Genomic DNA, 24,730 nt, shown 5'->3' on the forward strand with positions numbered 1-24,730 from the left:
CTCTAAAGTTGGTGGCGCGATCGAGAAATGCAGTGCCTGTCACAAGGCGGAAAAGGATGGCAAGAAGCTGAGCAGTAAGGATGCTGCGCATAAAACCTGCCGCGGTTGCCATAAGAATATGAAGGACGCCGGCAAAAAGACCGGTCCCACCCCTTGTACCGGCTGTCACAAAAAATAGTTGATCAAGAGAGTGAGAATGTATATAAAGGGGTGCCCCGGGGGGTGCCCCTTTTGTTTATCCGGTATGCCCTCGACCGACTGGCGGACTGAGGTATCTTTTCCGCTTGACTGGCGAGGTCTGCCGTGATAGTTTTTCTGAAACCATACTAAATAGGTATTGAAAGTGGCCGTCAAAAAAGATTATTCCCGTAAGAAGTCATGGTTGGCCGGAATCGGGGCGGTTTTATCGTCTCTGAAACTGACGATCTTTCTCCTGATCACCCTGGCCCTGGTGTCGATTATCGGGACCGTTATCCCCCAGAACCTGCTGCGTGAGGACTATCTCAAGCTTTATCAGGAATCGACCTACAGGATCCTGCTCGGGGTGGGATTTCTGGATATGTATCATTCCTGGTGGTTTGTTCTGATTCTTCTTTTGTTGACCGTAAATCTCATGGCTTGTTCCTGGAAGCATTTTCCCCGCACCTGGCGTTTCTTTTCCCAGCCCACCTGCTTGCTGGATAAGGAGCTTGAACGGGCCGCGGCCAATGTCTGGAATCGATCCTGGCCGGCCCTGCCCGCCGATCCGGCGAGTCTGCGAGCTTCCCTGCAGGATTTATGGCCGGCCTCCTGGTCCTGGGTCGAGCACGCCGGAGTCCTTGGCCCGGAGCTTCATTTTCGAGCGGAAAAAGGACGCTGGAGCCGGCTCGGGGTCTATTTTGTGCATCTAAGCGTTCTGGTGATTTTTGCCGGCGGGATTATCGGTTCGGTTTTCGGGGTCAAGGGTTTTGTCAATATTCCGGAAGGCGAAAAGGTCGCTACCTTTTTTACCTACGGCGACCAACGGGTTCCGATCGGGCTCGATTTCGAGGTTGAGTGCCGAGCTTTTACGGTCGATTTTTACGAGAACGGCGCTCCTAAGGAGTACGCCAGCGATCTGGTGATTCTCGATCAAGGAAAGATCGTCAAGGAAAAGATTATTAAGGTTAATCACCCGGTTTCCTATCAGGGTTTTACCTTCTATCAGTCCAGCTACGGGGCCTATGGCGGCCTGGTAGATCTGGAGCTGCATTTTCGCGACAGCGGGCTGATTCTGCCGCTCAAACTGGAAGTTGGCCGGCCCGTGCGCCTGCCGGAAAGATGGGGCTGGGTAGAAGTTCTGCGTTACGAAGAAAACTATATGCGGATGGGTCCGGCCGTGCTGGTGCTGCGGGATCCGGGATCGGGGGGGGAACCCTATCAGTTCTGGGCCTTTCTGCGTTTTCCCAAATTTGGGGAAGAAAATCGTCAAACCTCGGAATTCGGGGTTTTTAAGAAGATTCAGCAGCGTTATTATACCGGGCTTCAGGTTAACCGGGATCCGGGGGTCTGGATCGTCTGGTTGGGGTGCCTGATGATGATTCTCGGTCTTTACGTCGCTTTTTTCATGTCCCACAAGCGGCTCTGGCTGCGTCTGGCCGCAAATCCGGAAAAACCCGGTCGTCTGTGCCTGGTACTGGTCGGTGACAGCAACAAGAACCAGCCTTCCTTTGAACTTGAATTTCAGGCGCTGGTTGAAAAAATCAAGGGCTGGAGCTGAATCGCGAGTCCTGCGGGGACTCGCCGATAATTTTTTTTAGGGAAATGTAATGAACACTTTTATTTTCAGTATCGTGACCTTTGTTTATCTGGCGGCGATGGTCGTCTACGTCGTTTATCTTGCCTTTCGCCATCCTCTGGTGGCCCGGTCGGCGACGGTTATTCTGCTGGCCGGCTGGCTGGCGCAGACCGTGGCGATCGGCCTGCGCTGGTATGAGTCCTACGAACTCGGCATCGGCCATGCTCCGATGTCCAACCTCTACGAATCGCTGGTGTTTTTTTCCTGGACGATCATTATGCTCTATCTCTTCATCGAGTATAAATATAAAATTTCGGTTCTGGGGGCTTTCGTTACTCCTTTCGCGTTTCTTGGAATGGCTTACGCATCGATCTCGCCGGCGGTCAATGAGACCATTCAACCGCTGGTGCCGGCGTTACAGAGCAACTGGCTGATTTCCCATGTTGTGACCTGTTTCCTCGGCTATGCCGCCTTTGCCGTGTCCTGCGGTCTGAGTATTACCTTTATTCTCAAAAAACGCTACGAAGAAAGTCGGCGGCGTGGCGGTCCACTCGGGGCCTTTCCCAGCTCCTTGGTTCTGGATGAGCTGGTTTACAAAACCATCGCCATCGGTTTTCCCCTGCTGACCATCGGTATCGTGACCGGTGCGGCCTGGGCCAATTATGCCTGGGGTACTTACTGGAGCTGGGATCCCAAGGAGACCTGGTCCTTGATTACCTGGTTTATCTACGCCGCCTTTCTGCACGCCAGAATTACTCGCGGCTGGCGCGGGATCAAGGCCGCAACCCTTTCGATTGTCGGATTTCTGGCGGTTTTGTTTACCTATTTGGGGGTCAACCTGCTGCTTTCCGGTCTGCACAGCTACGGTGGTAGTTGATCCGCGCCCGGAGAGGCCGGCGAGGGATTGGTGATTACTTTGTCGGCGAGCGGGTTTTTCCGCGTTTTCCCTTTTTCACCGATTGACTAATGTGTTTTTTTGTGTAATTACTAAAGTCTGTAAATGTACAGCCCGAAAGGCTTCGCCGAGACCGGGCCTAGCGGAAGCGGCGAAGCCGTTTTGAATGCTTTTCGGATCTTTTTTAAAGGAGTGGATTATGGCTGTGAACGTAGCGTTAAACGGTTTTGGCAGAATCGGCAGGGATTGTCTGCGGGCCGCGGTTGATGATGACCGCTTTAACTTCGAGGCGATCGTCAGTACCACCGATGACGCCCGGACGATGGCCCATCTGCTTAAATATGATTCCGTTTCCGGCCGGCTGGCGGCCGAGGTCGAAGCCGGAGATAAATGCATTATTGTCAATGGTCGCCGGATTAAGTTGGTGGCCAGTCGCGATCCTCGGCAGGTGCCCTGGACGGATCTGGGGATTGATATCGTCATGGAATGTTCCGGCTTGTATCGCGATCGGGCGGCGGCGGCCGTTTTCCTTGATCTTGGCGTGAAGCGGGTCGTGGTTTCCGCGCCGGTAAAAAAGGCCGACGCCACCATTGTTCTCGGGGTCAATGAGAAAAGCTTTACCCCGGAAAAGGATTTCGTGGTTTCCAATGCCTCCTGTACCACTAACTGCCTGGCGCCGGCGGCCAAGGTCATGCTTGAGAACTTTGGCTTCAAACGAGGCCTGATGACCACGATTCACTCCTATACCCGGGACCAGGAAATTCTTGATTCCCGGCATAAGGATCTGCGTCGGGCCCGGGCCGCGGCCATGTCGATGATTCCGACGACCACCGGGGCGGCGGCGGCGGTGGGAATGGTCCTGCCGGCCTTGAAAGGTCGGATTGATGGTTTGGCGGTGCGTGTGCCGACCCCCAATGTTTCCATGGTCGACCTGGTTTTCGAGAGTGAAAAAGCGACCAGCGTCGAGGCGGTCAATGAAGCTTTTCGCGTGGCGGCCTCGGGTTCCTTGAAAGGTATTCTGGCGGTTTCCGATGAACCTTTGGTGTCGATTGATTTCAATCATAACTCCAACTCCTCGATTATTGACGCTCCGCTGACCAATGTTATCGACGGGACCATGATCAAGGTGATGGCCTGGTATGACAACGAATGGGGTTATGCCTGCCGTCTCAATGATCTGACGGCCTATGTCGCTCAACGGACGGGCCTGTTCTGATCGGAACGTGAATGTTTAAAGCCTCCGGAAAACCTGGTTTTCCGGAGGCTTTTGGATTCCGGCTTGATCGTTGCGGACAAGCCGCCAACCTAGCCGTCGCGTACAAGCGACCTTTGCCAATTATCAGGAGGAGCAATGGGAGTTCGCTATATTGATCAGGTTCCGGAGGGTTTTTATAACGGTAAAAAGGTTCTCATGCGGGTTGATTTCAATGTGCCCATGGATGACGGCGGCAATATTACCGATGATGTTCGCATCCGTCGCGTGCTGAAAAGTATCAACTATCTTCTTGATGAAAACGCGGTGATTGTTCTGGCAACCCACATGGGCCGTCCCAAAGGTGTATTTGATGCCAGATATTCGCTGGAGCCGGTAGCCAAAAGGCTGAGCCGGTTGCTCAATAAAGAAGTGGTTTTTCTTGACGATTGCATCGGTGAGAAAGTTGCGGCGGCAGTCGCGGCGGCGGCGCCGGGCGCGGTCTTCATGCTGGAAAATCTGCGTTTTTACAAAGGGGAGACCAAGAATGACGCCGAGTTCGCCCGCTCCCTGGCGACCGGTATCGATATTTATGTCAATAACGCTTTCGCGACCGCGCATCGGGCCCACGCCTCCGTGGTCGGCGTGACCAATTTTATTCCGGTTTGTCTGGGTGGTTTCCTGATGCGGGAGGAGCTTGAATATTTTGCCCGCGCCTTGAAAAATCCACTGCGACCCCTGACCGCGATTATCGGCGGCGCCAAGGTTTCAAGTAAGATTCTGGCGATTCGCAACCTTCTCAACTCGGTTGACCGGATCATCGTGGGCGGCGCCATGGCTTTTACCTTTCTCAAGGCCCACGGTTTCGGTCTCGGGAAGTCAATGGTCGAACTCGACATGGTTGATCAGGCCCGGGAGATTTTTGACCAGGCTATCGCCCGCGGCATCCGTTTCTATCTGCCGGTTGACTGTGTCGCGGCTCCGTCGATGGATTCCTATGCCGAAACCCGGGTCGTGCCGGTGCAGGAGATTCCCAAGGACTGGATGGGGCTCGATATCGGACCCGCCTCGGCAACCCTGTTCAACGAGGTGATTCAGGATTCCAAAACGATTGTCTGGAATGGCCCGATGGGGGTTTTCGAAGTGCCGATTTTCAGTCGCGGTACCCTTGGTATGGTGCATAATATTGCCAGTACCTATGCCCTGACGATTGTCGGCGGCGGTGATACCGATGTCGCCGTGCACAAGGCCGGCGAGGTTGACCGCATTTCCTATATTTCCACCGGGGGGGGCGCTTTTCTTGAATTGATGGAAGGAAAGATTCTGCCGGCGGTCAAGGTGCTGGAGGAATGCCGGAACGGATCTGTGGAGAGTCTCTGATGGTTCTTCAGATCCTTGCCGGTAACTGGAAAATGAATTTGACCCTGTCTCAGGGTCGGCGTTTTATGGAAGCGTTGCGCTCCGGTCTGGAGGGTAAAAAGCCCTTCTGTAAACTCATTCTGGCACCCAATTTCACCCTGCTCGCCGAACTTGCCGGACCTTGCGCCGCTGCCGGTATCGGATTGGCGGCGCAGAACTGCGCCGCCCAGGCCGAAGGCTCCCTGACCGGGGAAACCTCGGTGGCGATGTTGCGCGATATCGGGGTTGAATACGTGTTGGTCGGTCATTCCGAGCGGCGGCACTATTTTGCCGAAAATGATGCTTTGCTGGCCTGTAAACTGAAGCTTGTCGCCGAGGCCGGACTAACGCCGATTTTCTGTGTCGGGGAAAGTCAAGCCGAGCGTCGGGCCGGTCGGGCCGACGCCGTGGTTTTACGTCAGCTCGAACTGGGGCTTGCGGATTTTCCGGGCGCATCCTTGATGATAGCCTATGAACCGGTCTGGGCCATCGGTACCGGACAAACCGCGACTCCGGATGACGCCCGGCTCATGCATGCGCGGATTCGGAAGTTTCTGGTCGGACGGTTTGCGCAAGGAGTGGCTCTGCCGATCCTTTACGGGGGCAGTGCCAAGCCGGAAAATGCGGCGGCCCTGCTGGCTCAGCCCGAGGTGGACGGGCTTTTGGTCGGAGGGGCATCGCTGGATCCCGACTCCTTTCTGAGGATGGCTTTTACCGGCGGGGATAAGCCGTTATAATTTCTTTTACTTGACTTTGCCGGCTCGGCTTGGTAAAAGCTCCAGCTTTCAGCTTTTTCGCCTTTTGCTTAATCTCTTTGACCAGATATTCGGGAGCCAGTCTTGACCTCATTGATAATCGCCGTTCATGTTATCGTCAGTTTTATTCTGATCGTTGTCATTCTTTTACAGTCGGGAAGTGCCGGCGGTATGGGAGCGGCTTTTGGTGGTGGCGGCAGCCAGTCGCTTTTCGGGGGGTCCGGCTCAGGTAAGTTCTTTACCCGCTTGACCGCCATCGTGGCGGCCTTGTTCATGATCACCTCGATTTCGCTGACCGTGATGTCGGCTCATCGCGCCAAAGGCACCGTCATGGAAGACTACCAGACGCCGGTGGCTGTAGAGGCTCAGGCTCCGACTGAGACCCCGGCTGCGTCCGCGCCGTCGACTGTCGCGGAGACCCCCGCACCGCTGCCGGCGGAAGCCGCGCCGGCGGCTGAAAATGTCGGCGCGGGATCGGAAAAGCCCGCCGGCGAATAGTCGCGGGCTAAATGAATTTTTTTTCAAAAAAAAGGCTACCGGTTTTCGGTAGCCTTTTTTTGTGGAACATTGTTTGCATATGCCGCCAATGCTGTTGGCTGGCTCTGGAAGGGACGGGCGTTTGCTCAGCCGGAATTTTCCTGCTTATCGCCTTAGGTTCCGCCGTCGCTTTATAACCTGCCCCTGTTAAAGGCGGGCTTCAGGTCTTCAGATCCGGTTTGCTCGGGCAGGCTTTTGATTACAGGCTTGAAAAAACCGGGTTCAGCTTTGTGATTGTACTGTAATAATGACTAATTAGTTGACAATGACGGGTTTCATTGTTATGAATTGACTTGATTGTATTCAGCTGATGCTTGATTTTGCTAACTGTTTTCAGGATAAAGGGTGAGAAGGAGCGGGGACGATGAAACCGAAATATGTTATCTTTGTCGCGATGATGACATTGTTGTCGGCGGCTTGTGGACAGGTGACCAAAGAGACGGTCAGTCCGATGCCGACGGACAGAATTCAGGCCTCCGGAAAAAAGGTGGTGATCATGCCCTTTGCCGATTACACCCCGGATTCCAGTCCTGAACTTTATTGGCGGCGTAATCTCCTGGTGACGGAAGCCCTGCGGGATGAGTTCGCTCGTTATGGCCTGGCTACAGCCTTGGAGGAGGATGTGGTTGATTATCTCATGGCCGAGCATATCATCGAACCGCCGGAGCTTTTTTTTGTCGAAACTCCTAATAATAATTACATGCGTTCCGCCGCCGACAGTGGGGAATGGTCGACGGCTATGGTTGAGGAACTGCGTTACGCTATCACCCGTAATGAAGAGTTGGAAAAACTGAGGCGGGAGAAGGAGTCCGAGTCCGAAGGCCTGGGCAGCTCCAGGCATATTTCCCTGAACAGCCTTGAAGTCGCCAGAATCGGGGACCGTTTTGCCGCCGACTATATTGTCAGGGGCCGTTTGATTGAGTTTGAAAAAGGGATGGCCAAGGATGATTTTAATCCTTTCCACGTTGGCATTCTGCCGTTCTTTTTCAACAGCAGTCAGCGTTTTCTTTTCGGACTGGCCAAGTCGGACAACTATGAATTGACGGATAAAATGGCGATCGGCGGGCTGGTCGGCACGGCTCTCGGCAGCGCCAATAAGAATTTTCCTTTTGATGAAACCAAGGACACCGTGTCGTCTGGGCACCCGCTTTTCGGGCCGACGGTGACCAGTCTCAAGGACTATCATGCTCTGAACACGGCTCTCTGGGGAGCGGCCGGAGCCGGAGCGGCCTATCTGGCTCACAATGGCGGCAAGGTGCCGCGGGCCGTGGTTCAGGTCAGGATCATGATTCAGGATGCCAGGACCGGGAGTCTGTTGTGGAGCAATCGCTCCGAGGTCGAGGTCATTCCGGAAAGTATTTATGCTGAACAGGAATACCGCAGGCTGGTGGCCAAGGCCATTCGCCGGGCTACCGGCAGCTTGGTGCGCAGCTTTGTCGCCACGGTCGAGCGCGACCTGCTGACCGAGCCGCTCGCGGTGGCGGCGGATCCCAGCTAGGCTGAAAACCGCTGGTTGTTAAGGTCGATTGTGGAAGCGTTGATTTAAGCTTGCGGGATTGTCGGTTGAATAAAAAGATTGGTGATTTTCAATTAAGCCGGCTCAAAAGCCGGTTACAGTTACAAGTATGGCCGCGTTAGCGGTCTGAGGACGCTTTCAGCCCAGCCGAAGATTACAGGGATTGACCTGATTTCCATAGGAGATCCGGGATCGTGTTCCCGGAATATTCGTGAGTTTCGCAAATAAATGTCGCTATCCAGGCGCCAGGCTTACTTAGTAGTTGTGTAAACCGCTGGCTTGCTGACCAAACCGGCGGTTTCAGGCAGGAGTTCTGATTTTGGGGAGAAACGTATGAGGGCAACGGCAACTGTAAAAAATCGGCCGCAGTCGGGCGGGATTTCTTTTTCCACCCACTTTTTCTGTCTGGCCCTGTTGTGGCTGGTCCTGAGCTCGCTGTTGTCGGCGCCGCTGCAGGCCGCCAACGAAGGCGATAATATTCCCATCTCGGTAATCAACGCCACGACGACCCTGCTGCCGGATGATCAGCAGAATCCCTATGTCATCGCCGTGCCGGACAAGAACAAATGGTTCGTGGTCTGGGAAGACTGGCGCAACTGGAGCGTGAGTGGGGCCGATATCTACGGTCGCTTCATCAACGATGACGGCACCTATTGCGGTGATGAAATCGCGATCTGCACGGCTCCCGGCAATCAGACCGTGCCGGTGGCCGCCTATCGCGACCTGCCGGACGCTAGTCCCCAGACGGCCGGCACCGATAAGCTCATGGTCGCCTGGCAGGATGTGCGCGGCACGACCGCCGGGGGCTATCTGTATTACCGGATGCTGGATGTCTCCCTGCTGGTGCCGGCGGATTGTTCCGGGGTGACGCTGGGGACGGAGGCGGCGGTCGGTTATAATTCGATCGACGGCGATGAACTGCGTTCGCGCAAACTGCCGGATCTGGCTTACGACGGCGCCCGCGATCGGTTCTGGCTGGTCTGGGTCGAGGGCAGAAACCGTCTGCAGAGGATTGAGGAGCAGCCTTTCGGCGTGGCGGCCTATGAAACCACTCCTCGGGTGGCGATTACCACGACCTGGAACTTCGGCGACAGCAACGCGGTCGCCTATGTCGCCATTGACGCGGCTGTCGAAACTGCGGTCTCGGGTCCGGAGCTGCTGCGCAATACCAGCCTGATTCCGGTCGATAGCGACAGTGACGGTGATTTCGATGATGACGATAATTTCAGGGATGGTGTTCGGACGGTGCGGCTGATCTCGCACAGCCGATCCGACAAGGAGGATGCCTATGTCTACGAGTATTTTAGTAATATCAATAATGTCAAGGTGGCCTGTGATCAGTCCTCGCCTGAAACCCTGATCGTCTGGGAGGGGGTGCGGGGCCGGGCGACCCTGACCATTACCTATGAAGATTATCCCAATCCCGATCCGGGGGAAGGCTATGCCGATGCAAACGACCTTTTTTCCGCGAAAATGGAGCTGGATCTGTGGGACGGTGACGACGGCCTGACTCATATCTACGCCCTTTTTGATAAATATATCGACCAGACCGTGGTGAATGCCCAGCTGGTCGACAGTTCCACCAAGGGTTGTTTTTATCCAGCCATCGGTTTTGACGGAATCCATCGCAAGTTTCTTGTCGTCTGGGAGGACCGGGACGTTTGGGGCGGAGTCGGGGATGGGCTGCACAGCAAGATTTTCGGCCAGCTGCTTTATTCCGGCGGCGGCCTTTACGGCGCCAACCTGGCGATCGGTTTTCAGGACAGCAACGGCGACGGAAACCAGGACGCCAACCTTCTGGCCGCCAACCAGACCCGGCCGCAGGTGGCGGTGGATTCCTCGAATCAGCGTTTCTTCGTGACCTGGCAGGATGGGCGAAATTCCCAAGTTTCTCTGGAAAACCTCGATATTTACGGGCAGTTCGTCGATTCCGAGGGCAGTTTGCGGGGTAATAATTACGCCGTTTGCGTTGAACCCGCCAATCAGTACAACCCGGTCACCGCCTATAATCCCGGCAATCATCAGTTTCTGACCGTCTGGAAGGATGCCCGGAATCTCAACACCACGAATTCCGATATCTATGGGCAGCGCTTTACCTTGGGGCAGCCTCAGCTGATTCTGCTCAACGAGGATGACACCCCCCTGGTGCCGCCGCTGCTTGATTTCGGCGCGGTCCAGGCCGGTGAAGCCCCGACCTTGTCGATCAAGATGAAAAACATTGGGGACAGCACAATGCAGATCGGCTATGTAACCCCGTTGGCGGCCCCTTTTTCCTATGTTTCCCTGCCGCCTGAACTAGTGGCAATGGATGGCTCCAGCATTAACCTGGTGCCCGGCGCCAGTTACAAACTTTATGTGCGCTTTGCCCCGACCACGGACGGCACCTTTATCGATGATTTTACGATCACCTCGGACAGTACCAGCCTGAGGGTTAATCTGCAGGGAGTCAGTGTGGCAACCGTGCCGCCGGTTGCCGGAATTCGCGTGACTCCGGGTTCCGGGGCTTTCGGCAGCGTGCTTGTCGATGAAAGCAAGTCGATGGTTTTTACCTTTTCCAATACCGGTAACGTCGATGTCGATATCAAGGGGTACGATCTTTCTCCGGGATTCAGTGTCGAAGGGCTTTCCGGGACGATCTTGGCCGGCAAGGATCTGGTCGCCCTGGTGAAATTCGAGCCGGAGCAGCCGCGTTCCTACTCCGGTTCTCTGCGGGTTTTCTATAACTATGGCCTGGCCACCAGCGAGATCGGTCTGAGTGGTGTTGGGGTCGGTAATGTTATCGCCGGGGTGACGGCGCCCGGCAATACCGGCTTCGGTAATTGCGCGGTCGGGGCGACGCGAACGGTCGCACTCAATTTTGTCAATACCGGCAATGTCGATATCTCGGTTCTGGGGATTGATCTGCCCGGCACCGTTTTCAGCGTCAGTGGCCTGCCGGGCAGTATCGCAGCCTATGATTCTCTGACCGTGGTGGCTTCCTTTACCCCGGCGGAGCCGCAAAACTATAGTTCTACCCTGCGGGTGATTTACGATCATGGCTTGCCGCCGGCCGAGATTGTCTTCAGTGGTACCGGGGTCTTTGATGTTAATAATGTGATTACGGTGGCGGATGAGCTTGATTTCGGGGCCTGCAACCTTGATGAAAGCCGCAGCGCCAATCTGCGCTTTTTTAATAACGGCAGCGTTGACATCGAGATCGCGGCGGTGGATCTGCCGACTGGGGCTTTCGCGGTCAGCGGTATTCCCGGAACGATTCCGGCCCAGGGCGCGCTGGATGCCATGGTCATCTTCTCGCCGCAGCTGGTGCGTTCCTATACCCAGACTATGCGGGTGCTGTACGATCACGGAGTTGTCACGGATGAGATTGTTTTCAGTGGCAGTGGAGTCAAACTTTCACTCCCGGCCGTCACACTCGCACCTCAGGCTCTCGATTTCGGTCGTACGGCCCTGGGCGCAAGCCGGAGCCAGACTCTGGTTCTGACGAATACCGGGGATGTCGATGTCAATATCGTGGCCGTGGATTTGCCCGACAGTCGTTTTATCGTCGACGGTCTGACCCCCGGAGTCTTGGCCGCAGGGCAGACCCGGGTCGCGGTGGTAACCTTTACTCCCGACGCGGCTTATACCTTTACTTCCGGACTGAGGATTTTTTTTGATCGTGATCTGGCAGCGCAGGAGATTCCCCTGCAGGGTCAGGGGGTTGAGGTCGAGTTTTCGCCGGAGCAGCTTGGTTTCCACGACTGCGAGGTGGGTAGCCGCACCATTTTAAGTGTCACCGTCACCAACGCTTCAGATCATGATTTGCAGGTGAAGGGGCTGCTTACCGGCACGGCTGATTTCAGTGTCAGCGGCATCAGAGCCGGTGATGTCCTTCATGCCGGTGGCCACTCCCTGACCTGTCAGGTAACGTTCACACCCGATGCTTCCGGTTATTTCGAGGATGGTCTTTATATCAGCATCGGTCCGGTGCAGGATCTGGCTACGATTCCCTATGAAGAAATTGACTGGGGCACTCCCTACATGGTGTTGCTGCGAGCTACGGTCAATGCTGATTTCACGGTTACCGAATACGACAGTTTTACCGGTGACCGGGATTATAAAATGGCGGTTAGCGCGTCAACTCGTCAGGGCGGCCAACTCTTTATTCTGCTGTCGCATGATCCGCTTTCCGCGGGAGGGATTTATGCCCTGACCGCCAACGGTACTCTGAAGCCTTTTCCCTATAATGCCTCTTTCGGTTGGCAGAGTCTTGCCTATATGAATAGTGCCTCGTCCGGCTTGAAGCTTGATCTGAGCCGGGTCGATCTGCGGCCCCTGGGTTGCAGCGCCTGCGTGGGCGGTGTCGGCGATGAAGGGCAGAATGATATTTCTTTCGGTGGTATTGTGCTTACCCCACCGAACCGCGAGACATTCAGCAACGGTTCCGATTTCAAATACCTGGCCGGAACGCTTTATCTGGCGACCTACATCAAGGATGCCGGAATGAGTGGGCCTTTTGATTTCAATAAAGGTTTGCTGGAGATGCAGAGTCTGAACCTTCATTCCCTGGCCGGTACCTGGCGGGTGACTTCGCGTTATTACGAGGAAGATAAAACCCACCCCACGCTTCTGATTGTGAGTGAAGACGGTCAGGGCGGACTCGGTCTGAACTGGCCGGAATTTACAGGTTATGCGCCGGAGATCCTCTATAATCCTGACGCCTCCGGCTATATTATCAGATTTACGATTCCAGCCGGCGGATTGAGATACCAGTATACGTATAAAATCGGTCAGTTGACGGCGGACAGCTTCAGCGGCGCGTATAGCTGTCATGTCAATGGTGAGTTGCAGTTTGAGGACCAGCTGGTCAGTGGTGTCAGGGTTAAATAGGCGGACGGTCATCCTCGGGGCTGAAGCCGGTTGATATCGGGCCTTGGAGTCCACAGGTAGCAAAGCCGCCCCGGGGAAAACTTGCCGTTAAGAGGAAGCCCGGACGTTGCGGTAATAAAGCAGCTGGTTGCAGAGCCAGGGTTTGTTTGAGTGAATGATCAAAGTAATTCTGTCTGTTTTAACCTCTTAATAATGAAAAAGGGCCGCCGACATCTTTGAGTCGGTGGCCCTTTCTTTATAAAAACGGGGGTTGTTTTTTATTCTGTCGGCCGGTGTTTGAGCGCACGAACGCGTGTTCAGCCATGGGGGGGCTGAGCCGCTGGTAAAATAGAAATTTTAGCGTCAGTGAAGGGGAGGAAAATCAGCTTCAGCAGCACCCGGAGCTCAATAATTATATGGTTTTTTATTTGATGATCTTCGGTGTAATGAAGATCATCAGTTCAGTTTGCTCGGTGTCGCTGTAGTCATGTTTGAACAGCCAGCCAAACAGAGGAATATGGCCGAGCACCGGAACACTGTCATTATCTTTGCTCTTGCTGCTTTCGATAATCCCGCCGACCACCGCGGTTTCGCCGTCGCTAAGCAGCAGTGACGTGGTAATGGTCTGGGTATTGATGGCGGGTCCGTCGGGGGTGTTTTCACCCTTGGAGTCCTTGCTGACGACGACTTCCATGGAGACCATGGCGTTGTTGGTGATCGTCGGGGTTACTTCAAGGCTTAATTCCGCCTTTTTGAACTCAGTCGTGGTTCCTTCCTGAGAGGTGGTCTGATAGGGAATCTCCTGCCCTTGTCCGATGCGGGCCGAATGTTGGTTTAGAGCCAGAACCTTGGGGCTGGAAAGAATATGGGCGTCGCCCCGGCCCTGCATGGCCGAAAGCTTGACGTTAAGATTATATTTGTCGATTTTGCCGAAGATTAGACCGATACCGCTGTTCAGGCTGGTGGCCGGCAGATTGACTGCGTAAGAGCTGGCTAAATCTGGACTGGCGCCGTCTCCGACCGCCGGCAGACCGGTATTGCCCAGGGTATTATTGCCAGAAAGGCCGTAATAACGATCATTGCTGCGGTTGTTCCAGGCCCCACCCCATTGCACGCCCAGTTCACGGGCTGATCTGCGCTCGACTTTTACGATCTTGGCTTCAATCATGACTTGCCGTACCGGTTCATCAAGCTCGCGCAACAGGTTTTCGGCTCGAATAATTCGATCCTGAATGTCGTTGATAATCAGCGAGTTGGTGCGCGGATCGGTTTCCACCTTGCCGCGGTCGCTGGTGATCGTGTTTCTGATCTTATCGGCGACCTCATCAATGCTGGCGAAGTTGACTTTCAGAATTTTCATCGTTGTTGGCTGAATATCTTCTTCGGTTTTACGGCTTTCTGCCAGAGTCCGTTTCCGCTCTTCCCTGGCCAGATGTTCCTTGTTGAAGACCTCAAGCGGGGCAATGCGGATCACATTGTGATCCTGTTCCATGCCCAGTTGCCGGGTTTTCAGGACAATATTCATGACCTGTTTCCAGGGGACGTCTTTCAGACGCAGGGTTACGGTCCCGTTGACATCATCTCCCATGACTACATTGAGGTGGTTGATTTCGGCGAGAAAACGAAAAACATTCTGAATGTCGGTTCCTTTGAAATCTACCGTGATCGGCAGGTTGGGATTGGACAGCATGTGTTCAACCCCGGAAGCTTTGCTTCCGGGGTTGTTGCGTGCGGATTTTTCGGAAGCAGCAGGGAGGGTTTCCTCAGTTTCGACCGGTTTCAGCAGCAGTCGAAGTTCTCTGCCCCGGGACTGTATGCTGAATGGCGACAGGGTGGAAAAGCTGGAATCAAGGACGATTCTGGCTTTTTCCGGGTGGTTGACAAAACGCAGGCGCTTGTATCCGCTATGTTGTAGCCATGCGTCGACGTCGGTGTCGGGCGCTTTGTAAAAGGCGTTCGGAAAATCAATAACCAGGCGGGCCGGATTGTCCAGGGTGAATATTTCGTAGACAATTTCATTCCGGTGGCTGGTTTGAAAGCGTAATTCAACTTCCTCCTGTGCCCCGGACTGCAGGGAAATAACTTCTTTTTCCTCCGCCCCAAGTTCAGGAATCAAGGCGAAAGCGCAGATTACGGCAATGGTCAGAAAAAGAATTGATAAAAGCTTTCTTTTGCCTAAATTAAAGGCGTAATCCATATGGAAACTCCGTTGGTGTTGGGCTTTAGCTGGCTTGCTTCAGTCCTGGGTGACCAGGTAATTTTTAGTATCTTTGTTGCGCTCGTGCAGTTTCATTGAGATCGTGCGGAGCTTTTCCTGGTCAAAAATGTCCAGATATGGCTCTTCAATGATGATTTCATTGGCTTGAATCCGCTGCACGCGGCCGCTCAGATTGCCGATTTTATCGCCTTCTCTGACCGTGTAACCGACATGTTCCGGATCTTCCACCAGGGCATAGTTCCCCGGATCGGCCATGATGATGCCCACCAGGTTGAACTGATTGAGGGCATATTTTTCTAGGGGAGTCAGGGGCAGCCTGGTATCTGTGGGAATCGATCGTTCACTTTGGGAAAAATCGATGAAAGGGCGAAACGGATCGGGACGGCCAAGAGAATCGTATTGATAGGCCGAGGTATGATCCTCAAGCAAGGCAAGCTTTTCGGGGCTTAAGAGGTTGTCGCCCGCCGTTGGCTTGGCAGGGGGTGCTGCGAACGCACTGAAGACCAGTAGCACCAGCGCCAGTCCGTTCACTATGAGCATGGGCCGCCACCGGCAAGGGCGCGGCAGGCGAAAAAAAATCATCATCAGCTTATTTCTTTTTTTTAGTCGGTTTACTGTCCGGAGTCGCCGGTTGTTCGATAAAAGTGTAGGTTACGGCCTGAAAACGAGTTTTTAAAATATTACCGCCATCGGAGTCTGCTTGATAGTTGCCGAGGCTGAAATTATTAATATTGACGATGCGTGGCATGGCGCAGATCTGACTGAAAAAATTTCCGACCGCATGATAGCTTCCGGATACCTCAATATCGATTGGAACCTCGGCATAGAAATCCTTGGCCCTGATAGCCAAGGGCTGGAAAAGATTGAAACTGAGTTTCGCGTCTTTGCCAAGTTTGGTGATTTTCAGCAGCAGGGCCGGTATTTCCTTGTTGTCAGGCAGTTTATTGAGAGCCTTTTTAAAGGCCATGGTCAGGTTTGCGAATTCATTTTCAAAATCCGGTAATTGAGCTGCGATCTGCTGGGTCTGATGTAGTTTGACGCGGGCTTCCTTTAGTTGGCGTTCCAGTTTCTCGGCCTCTTTCCGCTTGGGCAGATAGGCGAAATAGACAAAAAGCGCGGCGAGCACTAATAGTATTCCCAAAAGCATGAAACATCTCTTGAGGGGTGAATAGCTATGCAGGAATGCAAAATTCAGGTCAGCCATGATCCACTCCCTCGATTTTTAAACCGTCAGTCTGAGGCTCCGGTTTATTTTGCTGCAAAGCTTCAGGCAGGGAAGTTCTGTCAATCTGGCAATTGATCGTAAACTCCTTTAGTTCAAACCCCTCAAACTTTCTGGCTCGCACCAGATCTAGATCGGCCTTTTTTAAAAGGGGGGACAACTTCAGGTTCTCGAGAAAACTGACGATGGTTTCATGGTCAATTGCAACCCCGCTTAGGCTCAAGACCCCAGCGTTTTCCTTGAGGGAGATGAACCAGAGTTTTTCCGGCCGCTGACGATTGAGATCGGCAAGGATAACCACCGGAGCGGGTCGGTTGCGATCAAGCTCGATAATAACGGAAATTTTTTTGCCGAGGTCCTCTTTTTGTTTTTTGTAGAATTCAATCTTTTTGACGATCGGTTCAAGCGCCTTGATCTGCTGATTGGTTTTGGTCAGAGTCGCCCTGGTTCTGGTGACCCGGCTGTGTATTTGAAAATACAAGATCCCCATCACCGCCAGGGCTAAAATCAGACTCAGCGCCATGATCGAGAGCTGCTTGCGGACAAATTCTCTGCGGCGCTCGGCCCGGAAAGGAAGAAGGTTGATTTTGATCATCTTTGTACGGCCTCATCCTTGCGCAGGGCAAGTCCGGTAGCCACTGCCGCCAGCGGTGCGATCTCTTTGATGTATTCAAGGTCGAAAAGTTTTTCCGGAATAATTATATTGCGAAAAGGATCGATTATTTCTGTTTTGATGCCCAGGCTTTTTTCCAGGGATTCGAGCAGGTTAAAGGTCCGGACCCCGCCTCCGCTAAGCATGATTTTGTCGATGCGTTTTCCGGCGGTCGAGTTATGAAAAAAGTCGAGCACTTTGGTGATTTCGTTAATTAGGGGAAAGAATGATTCGGTGATGGCCGGTATGACAACTCGATTGTCGCCGATTGAGTGATCTGGGCAACCTAGTTTAAGCAGCTCAGCCTTTTCGTAGCTCAAAGAAAATTTCTTTTGCAGTTGTTCTGTGATCATGCGGCTGCCAGCGGTAAGATTGCGGGAAAAACGGGTGACGCCGTTATCGACGATGTTCAGGCAGGTCAGGTTGGCGCCGATGTCCACCAGAGCGACAAACTTGTCGGGACTGTGCTCGTAATTATGTTCATAGATATTTTCGAGCGCGAAGGTATCGACGTCGACCACAACCGGAACTAACCCGGCCTCTTCGACCAGCAGCAAGAAGTCGTTGATCGTCTCTTTTTTGACGGCGACCAGGATAATATCCATGTTTTCGGGACTGTCCTGGGAGGGGCCGAGAATCTGGAAATCAAGATTGACGTCGCTGATATCGTAGGGAATGTGCTGGGTGGCTTCCTGATAAATGGTTTCTTCGATGGTGTTTTCATCGACCTTCGGGAGGGAAATCTTTTTTATTATGACCGCGTGGCCTGAGATCGAGGTGCAGACTCTTTTCTTCTTGATTCTGAGGTTGGCGGACAAATTTTTAATGGCGCTGACGACGGCGCTGGTATCCATGATCGTGCCGTCAACGATGGCATCCTCCGGCAAAGCCGCCATGCCGAAATTCTTCAGGGTGTAGACTGCGCCGGAGTCTTTCAGCTCAACTATTTTGATGTAGCCGGAACCGATATTCAGACCCAGCAGGGTTTTGTTTTTGCTGAATAACATTTTCGCTATGATTCCCAGGGCGTTGGTTACAGTTAGGTAACTTGGCGGTGCGTCCCGGTGGGGCCGTTCATTTCAGAGCTTAAGCCGAGCCACGAATCGAATTTTCCGAAAGCATTATCCGTGCCTGAATTAAGCGGTCGTCTCTTGTCTAAGCCGGGGGATGGTTTTCTTGCCGTCCGTCATTGGCTCAGTTTACGCCGTGCGATTTCGGCCTGTTCGCTCTCGGGGTAGTTGGCGATAACCTTTTCCAGGATAAGCTTGCCGTCAGTGGCATCCCCTAATTCTAAAAAAGCAAAACCCTGCTTCAGTAGAGCGCTGGGTGCTTTGGGGTGATCGGGATGCTTGGCGATGATTTCATCATATTTGATTATCGCTTCGGCATAGTCCTTGGCTTTATAGAAACATTCGCCGATCCAGAATTGGGCGTTTACCTTGTAGCTGCTGTTCGGAAAGGCGGAGATGAATTTATTGAATTTATCTTGTGCGGTTTTTAGGTCACCTTTTTTGAAGCTGGCGTAGGCATCATCATAGAGGGCCTTTTCCCGGGCTCCGGGCTGGGGTTGAGGCAAGATCGTGGGAACGGGTTGCGGGTTCGCCGGGAGAGGAGAATCCGCGGCCGCTGCCGTTGTGGAAATACCTGCAGCTTTTTCGATCTTTTGCAGACGTTCCTCATAGGCTTTGAGAGCAGCTTCAAATTGAATCTGTTCACTGCTTTTGGTTTCTACCGGCCGGGACAGACTGTCTTCGACGGTTTCGCTCAGAAGCCTCAGCTCCCTTTCGAGGTTGTCAAGACGAATACCGGTATCGGCATTAAGTTTCTGCAGCTCGTTGGAGGTTCGCCGGGTTAGGGCGGCCTGCTGTTGTTCTACGTTGGTCAGGCGTCGGATCAGGGCCTGGTGTTCCTGGGGCTGATCCGTGCTGACGCATCCACCGGCGAGAAATGCCGGCAGCAAAAAAAGCAGATAAACTGTGTGACGGCTATACGATTTCATACCAGCTCACCTAAAGTTGACGACTTCGTAACCACTCCACCTGCCCTCAGTTTTCGAGCGCCTCGCATGCGGAGCTGTTACTGCGCCATCCTGTGTGTTGCGATTTTCAAGTATGGTTACGAGTTTATCTAATGCGGGTATAATCCCGCAACCAAAACGGGGGCCTTCACGGCCCGTACCTAAAGGTATTTCCTTTGGTCACAAATAAGTACTCTTATCAGGCCCAGCAGAGCTGGATAAGTTTCTTCATCGGGACATCCCCTTCGGGGATAACCCGATGAAGAAACTTAACATTTTCTTGTTTTTGTGGTTGAAAAAAATGTTGAAAAAAACAAGAAAATAACCTGTAAGGTTCTAAAATTAATGGCTTTGCACAAGCTCCATGCTCTTGAATCTGAACCAGACTGATCGGCGGATTCATACAGAGAAGACCAGGTCAGCACTGATATGTTATGCGGTGGGGGTGTCTTGGGGGCTTAAGCCCTCTTCAGAGCCTTTGTCAGGTTGTTTTTCGCGCGAAAAACAACCTGACAAAGCGAGCTTGCTTAACGCGCGATAATAGTGAAATCATCGCGCCGATTCCGGCTCCAGCAGCTTTCATTCGCCTCGGTGCAGGAAGGTTTTTCCTCACCGTAACTCATGGTTTCCAGACGTTCCGGGGCGATGCCGAGATAGACCAAGTATTTTTTCGCGCTGGATGCCCGCCGTTCGCCCAGGGCCAGGTTGTATTCATTCGAGCCACGTTCGTCACAGTGGCCGTCGACGCGAAGGACGATGCTCGGGTTGTTTTTCAACCATTGGGCCAGTTCACTCAAGGTCTCGCGGGCTTCGCCGCTGAGCTCGGAGCGATCGAAGTCAAAATAGATGGGGAAGATCCGATCGCCGAGGTCCACTGCCCGATCGCCGACCTTGATGCTCGCGGAGGCAATCGTTGCTGGCCTGGCAATCTCGGACTGTTCCATTTGCGACGAAATTACCGATGGCGTACTGAGCGTTTCCGGCTGACTTATTTTCTCTTCTTCAAGATCGCCGGGCTTACAGGTGCAACTGGTAACCGCAAACATTAGAAATGCCGTCAGGACCAGGGCCAGAACTACTTTTGCCGCTTTCATTTGGAGACTCCTTTTTTATATAGGGGTTCTTAAGTTGCTTTATGGGACAAGCCTAAATTATATCCATGCTTTTCATAACGCCTTTATTGTAAAAAATCAAGCTAATAACAGATATTTGAAGATCCTTTCCCGGTTATTTGACGGTCATTTGCTGTTTTGTGGAGAACTCTTTAAAAAAAATGGCCGCCGCTCAGATTCCTTCTTTGAGGATCGTGGTCTCTTTTCCGGTTTCTGTTTGCAGGCGAGCGGACTTCAGCGGTTGGCTGACCAGGCCGGGTTTTTTTTCTCCATCTTGTCAAAGGTTAGTTGTCGAAGATCGCGGCCTTGGTGGTCCATGGTCATCAGCTGGCTGAAGCCCTGAAGCTTCTGGGTGAAAAGAATATGGCGACCGTTCGGAGACCAGCTGGGAGCCTCACAGTCACTTCGGGCGAAAGTAAGTTGTCGGTAGGCGCGGCCGTCCGGTTTGATTGTGCAGATTTGGAAGATACCATCTATCTTGGCGGTGAAAACGATGGTGTCGTTGTGAGCCGACCAGTCCGGACTGGCGTTGTAAGCCTCCTGGCGGGTCAGTCGTTGCCAGGAATTTTCACCTTCGACGGCCGTGATATAGATTTGCGGAGACCCGCCGCGGTCAGAGACAAAGGCGATTTTCCGGTTATCCGGGGACCAACAGGGAGACGCCTGATTGGCCGGGCTTTCGGTCAGGCGCCGCCGGGTTTCTCCGGTAAGCGCATCGATAATGGTTATCTCGCAGTGGTCGTCATAACGTTGCATCAGGGTGAGGTGACGGTCGTCGGTGGACCAGGCGGCGGCCGTGTTGAGGCCTTTACGGTTGGTCAGGCGTTCTTCCCGACCTTTGATGAAATCAATCAGGTAAAGGTCAGGATTACCGTGTCGGTATGAAGTGAAAACCAGGCGGTTGGCATCATTGGACCAGGCCGGGGAAACATTGATGGAACGATTGCGCGTGATCTGCCGGCGTTCATGACCATCGTAGTCGCAGCTGTACAGTTCCTGGGCCTCCTCTGCCTGATTGCGACCGCAGAAAGCGATCTTTGAGGTAAACTCGCCGGGCAGGCCGGTAACGCTTTCGACCGTCTGGTTGGAGAACTTGTGAAAAAGCAGGCGCAGGTCTTGAACGCGACCGCGATAACGTTTGCCGATGATCATTTTGCCGGCCAGGGTGTCGTAAAGGTGGAATTCAACAATCAGGTGGTCGCCGCTGCGAGAATAGCCGGTCTTGATCAGTAGCTCGGCGCCGATCAAAGACCAGTTACGGAAATCGAAACTGCCGGGAACGAGACCGCAGCTCTGAGAAGGTTCAAGGTAGGATGAGGCATCGTCAAGCAATTCAAAAAAGGTTGAGAATTCGAGGTCGTCAAGCAGAATCCTGCGACCCTGGTGGGCGAGCTCCTGGTCTTGCTCACAGCCGCAAAGCGGTTGCAGCGGGGCGACCGCCAGGGGAATACGACGTAGATTGGGAGAGTTCAGCTCAAGATAAATCTTGGCTTCCGCCGCTTGCCGCGCGTCGAAAACCAGGGCGCAAAGCAGTACGAAAACGAAAAATAGAGCCAGTTTGCAGGACCGCAGCTGATGAATTCGATTTTTTCTAGTCATGGTCTCAGATTTTTAGGGTTGAAGTTGACACTGAATTCTTCCTGTAAAAGTTGCAGTTCCTTTGGAAAAGGAGGAAAAGGGCTGGACCTGGTCACGGCCTGGCGCATGGCCGAGTCAAAAAGCGGGTTGCCGGATAGCTTTTCCTCTTTTTGCCGCAGCAGGTTACCGGAAGCATCCAGAGTCAGACTGATGGTTGCTTCCAGGCCGCTGTTAAGCAGGTGTTCGGGCAGATGCCAGTTCCGCATCAGCCAGGCGGTGAGATAGGCGCTGTAATCGTTGAGTAAGGTCATTTGTCTGGCTTGGTTTCTGGGGTCGGCCTCACGGCGCAGGCGTTCCCGAATCTGCTGGAGTTGTTGTTCTTCCCGCTGCTGCGCCAGGCGTTCTTTGATCGGAGCGAGTTGGTCGGCTTCCGGCGGTGTTTTTTTGTGGGGGAGGCTCGGTTTTTTCGCCAGCGCTGATTCCTTGTCCGGCTTTGTTTCTTTTTTAGGTGGAGTCTTACTTTTATCGATATTGACTTTGGTTTTGCGCTTGAAGTCAGGCTCTGGGGCTGGTTGCGTTTTGGGCTTGGTTTCAGGTTTGGCTTTTGGCTTGGGGTCGATCAGGCTTATTTCGAACAGATTGTCTGGTTCAAGAAAAACCCGGGATTTGAATCCAGGCAGGGGCAGCATCAGGATCAAATGCAAAACCAGGGACAGTCCGAGAGCCGGATACCAGAGCCGGTTTCCGGAGTTGGTCGCAAGGCGCGAGTAAAGTTCAGGAAACCGGGTGATAAGCGAAGTATGGCACAAAAAGGTCATGGCGTAGAGGGCGGAAGCTCGCTTACCGTGGCCACCGCGTAAGCCGCGATGCCTTCGCCACGACCGGTAAAGCCAAGCCCTTCAGTGGTTGTGGCCTTGATGTTGATCTGGCAGGGGAGTCCGATACAGGCCCGTAAGTTGTCCCGCATGGAGGGAATGTGTGGGGCCAGCCGAGGTCGCTGCGCAACGACCGTGATATCGGCAGCTTCCAGGTAAAAACCGCGTTCTCGGACCAGGGTCAGGGCGTGGGTCAGAAACTTAAGACTACACATGTTTTTGAAAGCCGGGTCGAGGTCGGGAAAATGGTGACCGATATCACCGGCTCCGACCGCCCCGAGCAGGGCATCGACGAGAGCGTGGACCAGCACATCGGCGTCGGAATGACCGGCCAGCCCGGGGTGTCCTACTATTTCAATGCCGCCCAGAATGAGCTTGCGTCCGTCAGCGAAAGCATGGACATCGTAACCGAATCCGGTTGCCATCCGAGGTCGGTAGGGTGGGGCGGCGGACTGGCGGCGATAGATCATCCGGGCCCGTTCAAGATCTCCGGGAACCGTGATTTTAAGGTTGTCCGGGTCGCCGTCCACCTTGGTGATGATCACCCGACAACGTTGAGCCGGAGCCAGATTTTCCAGCAGCGAACCTTCGTCGGTGATCGTGGGGTGGGGATGCTTGCGCCACCAGTCCAGAGCTTGGCCCAGCAGCTGATAAGAAATTCCCTGTGGGGTCTGGGCCAGGCCGAGATTATCGCGGTCGATGGTTTTGGTGATCGTGTCCCCGGAGAGTTGTTTGACGGTCGCGGTGGGGGTTGTGCAGGGAATGACCGCTCGGTAAGGTTCGACTCTCTGGATAACCCGCTCGATCAGTTCCGGAGTGACCAGAGGCCGAACGCCATCATGGACCAGGATCGGAGTTTGCGGGGGTAGCTTGAGGTGGGCCAGGGCGCTGAATCCGCAGCTGACCGATGCGGTGCGGCTGGCGCCGCCCGCGACGACCGCGAGCAGCTTGCTGAAGCCGGTGCATTCCCGGCGCATATCTTCCAGGGTTTGAGGGCCGTCGCCTGGACCGACCAGGATGATCCCTGCAATTTGCGGACTGTTCTGAAAGGTCGCCAGACTCCATTGATAAAGCGGGCGTCTTTCCAGTTCGAGAAACTGCTTGCTCCGGGGCCCCGGACAACGCCGGCCGCTGCCGGCCGCGACAATGATGGCGAAGCCCTTGGTTGAATCAGGAGTCATTTTTCTTTCTGGCGAAAATCATTCGTCCCGCAGTGGTTTGGAGAACGCTGGTGACCGTGACCTGAGCGGCTTCGCCGATCAGGTCACGTCCGTGGTCGACGACCACCATCGTGCCGTCATCCAGATAGGCAACCCCCTGCATAGATTCCTTGCCTTCCTTGGAGATCAAGACATCCATGGTTTCTCCGGGCAGAACCAGGGGTTTCAGGGCCTCGGCGAGCTGATTCAGGTTGAGAACCTCGATTCCCTGCAGGTCGGCAACCTTGTTGAGGTTGAAGTCATTGGTGAGAATCTGCGCCCCTCTTTTCTTGGCCAGGGCGACCAGCTTGGCGTCAACCTCCTTGATGCGGGGGAAATCCTCATCGGTGATGTTGATCTGAATCTTAGCCTGGTTTTGAATCCGCTTCAGAATGTCAAGGCCGCGTCGTCCTCGGGTTCTTTTCAGGCTGTCCGGGGAGTCGGCGATGATCTGTAGCTCATGCAGTATGAACTGAGGAATAATCAGAATGCCTTCGATAAAGCCGGTTTCGCAGACATCGGCGATCCGGCCGTCGATAATCACTGAGGTGTCGACTATCTTTTCGCTTTCGTCGCGTTTTTTGGTGATCAGGGCGCGGATCAGGTCGAATTCATCACCTTTCTTAAGTCCGACCTCCAGCGCAACATAGGCGAGCAGCGAATAAACCAGGATATAGAGCGAGAAGTTGGTTCTAGGATTATCGAAAAGGTCGACGAAAGGGGCGCCGCGGAGTAGCAGGTTGGCGATAAACAGACCGACAATCATGCCGACAAAGCCCCCCATCAGCGTGCGCAGGGGAATCCGTTTAAGCCGGCTGACGAGATAGAATATATAAGTCATCAGAGCGGCGGAAATAAAAAAAGCCACAAAGGCGTAATCCAGGCGGCCAAATTCCGCGCGGGCTATCTGAAATGAAAGCAGGGCCGTGATCAGGGTGAAAAAAGTGCGGAAGATGAGCA

The 24,730-nt window shown here is 53.7% G+C and carries 20 protein-coding genes; 9 read left to right on the plus strand and 11 right to left on the minus strand.

Annotation, left to right across the window (positions count from 1 at the left end; all coding sequences use genetic code 11):
- The 9 genes from ENN66_03495 to ENN66_03535 form a co-directional block, all read left to right on the plus strand.
- On the plus strand, window positions 1–178 hold a 178-nt coding region (locus ENN66_03495; protein HDS15670.1), incomplete at its 5' end, for a hypothetical protein.
- A 159-nt stretch (window positions 179–337) separates the two neighbouring features.
- Window positions 338–1,738, plus strand: a complete 1,401-nt coding sequence (locus tag ENN66_03500; protein HDS15671.1) for a cytochrome c biogenesis protein ResB — start codon at window positions 338–340, stop codon at window positions 1,736–1,738.
- Between the two features lie 49 nt (window positions 1,739–1,787).
- Window positions 1,788–2,633, plus strand: coding sequence for a c-type cytochrome biogenesis protein CcsB (ccsB, locus tag ENN66_03505; GenBank protein HDS15672.1), 846 nt, complete (start codon window positions 1,788–1,790; stop codon window positions 2,631–2,633).
- 217 nt (window positions 2,634–2,850) lie between these two features.
- Window positions 2,851–3,867: a type I glyceraldehyde-3-phosphate dehydrogenase gene (gene gap, locus ENN66_03510; GenBank protein ID HDS15673.1), complete on the plus strand. Its 1,017-nt coding sequence runs from the start codon at window positions 2,851–2,853 to the stop codon at window positions 3,865–3,867.
- A gap of 135 nt (window positions 3,868–4,002) precedes the next feature.
- Window positions 4,003–5,223, plus strand: a complete 1,221-nt coding sequence (locus ENN66_03515; protein HDS15674.1) for a phosphoglycerate kinase — start codon at window positions 4,003–4,005, stop codon at window positions 5,221–5,223.
- Window positions 5,223–5,978, plus strand: a complete 756-nt coding sequence (locus ENN66_03520) for a triose-phosphate isomerase (protein HDS15675.1) — start codon at window positions 5,223–5,225, stop codon at window positions 5,976–5,978. The genes ENN66_03515 and ENN66_03520 overlap by 1 nt, the downstream gene beginning before the upstream one ends.
- 87 nt (window positions 5,979–6,065) lie before the next feature.
- Window positions 6,066–6,494: a preprotein translocase subunit SecG gene (secG, locus tag ENN66_03525; protein ID HDS15676.1), complete on the plus strand. Its 429-nt coding sequence runs from the start codon at window positions 6,066–6,068 to the stop codon at window positions 6,492–6,494.
- Between the two features lie 403 nt (window positions 6,495–6,897).
- Window positions 6,898–8,031, plus strand: a complete 1,134-nt coding sequence (locus ENN66_03530; protein HDS15677.1) for a hypothetical protein — start codon at window positions 6,898–6,900, stop codon at window positions 8,029–8,031.
- Between the two features lie 351 nt (window positions 8,032–8,382).
- Complete coding sequence (locus tag ENN66_03535; GenBank protein ID HDS15678.1) at window positions 8,383–12,918, plus strand: choice-of-anchor D domain-containing protein; 4,536 nt, start codon at window positions 8,383–8,385, stop codon at window positions 12,916–12,918.
- 403 nt (window positions 12,919–13,321) lie between these two features.
- Here ENN66_03535 and ENN66_03540 read toward each other — a convergent pair whose 3' ends face one another.
- The 11 genes from ENN66_03540 to ENN66_03590 all read right to left on the minus strand — a co-directional run bounded on the left by ENN66_03540 (window position 13,322) and on the right by ENN66_03590 (window position 24,611).
- Entirely contained in the window at window positions 13,322–15,094 is a 1,773-nt protein-coding gene (locus tag ENN66_03540) for a type IV pilus secretin family protein (protein HDS15679.1), read from the minus strand.
- Between the two features lie 39 nt (window positions 15,095–15,133).
- The gene (locus ENN66_03545; GenBank protein ID HDS15680.1) at window positions 15,134–15,700 is read right to left on the minus strand and encodes a hypothetical protein; all 567 of its coding nucleotides are present in this window, start codon (window positions 15,698–15,700) and stop codon (window positions 15,134–15,136) included.
- Window positions 15,701–15,704: 4 nt separating this feature from the next.
- Entirely contained in the window at window positions 15,705–16,319 is a 615-nt protein-coding gene (locus ENN66_03550; protein ID HDS15681.1) for a pilus assembly protein PilO, read from the minus strand.
- Window positions 16,312–16,932, minus strand: a complete 621-nt coding sequence (locus ENN66_03555; GenBank protein ID HDS15682.1) for a hypothetical protein — start codon at window positions 16,930–16,932, stop codon at window positions 16,312–16,314. The genes ENN66_03550 and ENN66_03555 overlap by 8 nt, the downstream gene beginning before the upstream one ends.
- A complete protein-coding gene (gene pilM, locus ENN66_03560) occupies window positions 16,929–17,996 on the minus strand; it encodes a type IV pilus assembly protein PilM (protein HDS15683.1) in 1,068 nt (355 codons plus the stop codon). Before pilM ends, ENN66_03555 begins: the two co-directional genes overlap by 4 nt.
- A gap of 179 nt (window positions 17,997–18,175) precedes the next feature.
- The gene (ybgF, locus tag ENN66_03565) at window positions 18,176–18,988 is read right to left on the minus strand and encodes a tol-pal system protein YbgF (GenBank protein HDS15684.1); all 813 of its coding nucleotides are present in this window, start codon (window positions 18,986–18,988) and stop codon (window positions 18,176–18,178) included.
- 545 nt (window positions 18,989–19,533) lie between these two features.
- Complete coding sequence (gene pal / locus ENN66_03570; GenBank protein ID HDS15685.1) at window positions 19,534–20,100, minus strand: peptidoglycan-associated lipoprotein Pal; 567 nt, start codon at window positions 20,098–20,100, stop codon at window positions 19,534–19,536.
- A gap of 252 nt (window positions 20,101–20,352) precedes the next feature.
- On the minus strand, window positions 20,353–21,717 hold the full coding sequence (locus ENN66_03575) for a hypothetical protein (GenBank protein ID HDS15686.1): 1,365 nt from the start codon (window positions 21,715–21,717) through the stop codon (window positions 20,353–20,355).
- Window positions 21,714–22,514, minus strand: a complete 801-nt coding sequence (locus tag ENN66_03580) for a hypothetical protein (GenBank protein ID HDS15687.1) — start codon at window positions 22,512–22,514, stop codon at window positions 21,714–21,716. Before ENN66_03580 ends, ENN66_03575 begins: the two co-directional genes overlap by 4 nt.
- Complete coding sequence (locus ENN66_03585; protein HDS15688.1) at window positions 22,511–23,752, minus strand: 2-C-methyl-D-erythritol 2,4-cyclodiphosphate synthase; 1,242 nt, start codon at window positions 23,750–23,752, stop codon at window positions 22,511–22,513. The genes ENN66_03580 and ENN66_03585 overlap by 4 nt, the downstream gene beginning before the upstream one ends.
- Entirely contained in the window at window positions 23,742–24,611 is an 870-nt protein-coding gene (locus ENN66_03590) for a TRAM domain-containing protein (GenBank protein ID HDS15689.1), read from the minus strand. The genes ENN66_03585 and ENN66_03590 overlap by 11 nt, the downstream gene beginning before the upstream one ends.
- Between the last annotated feature and the right edge of the window lie 119 nt (window positions 24,612–24,730).

It is taken from the genome of Pseudomonadota bacterium (assembly GCA_011049115.1).
In the GTDB taxonomy this organism is placed as follows: Bacteria; Desulfobacterota; Anaeroferrophillalia; order Anaeroferrophillales; family Tharpellaceae; genus DSCM01.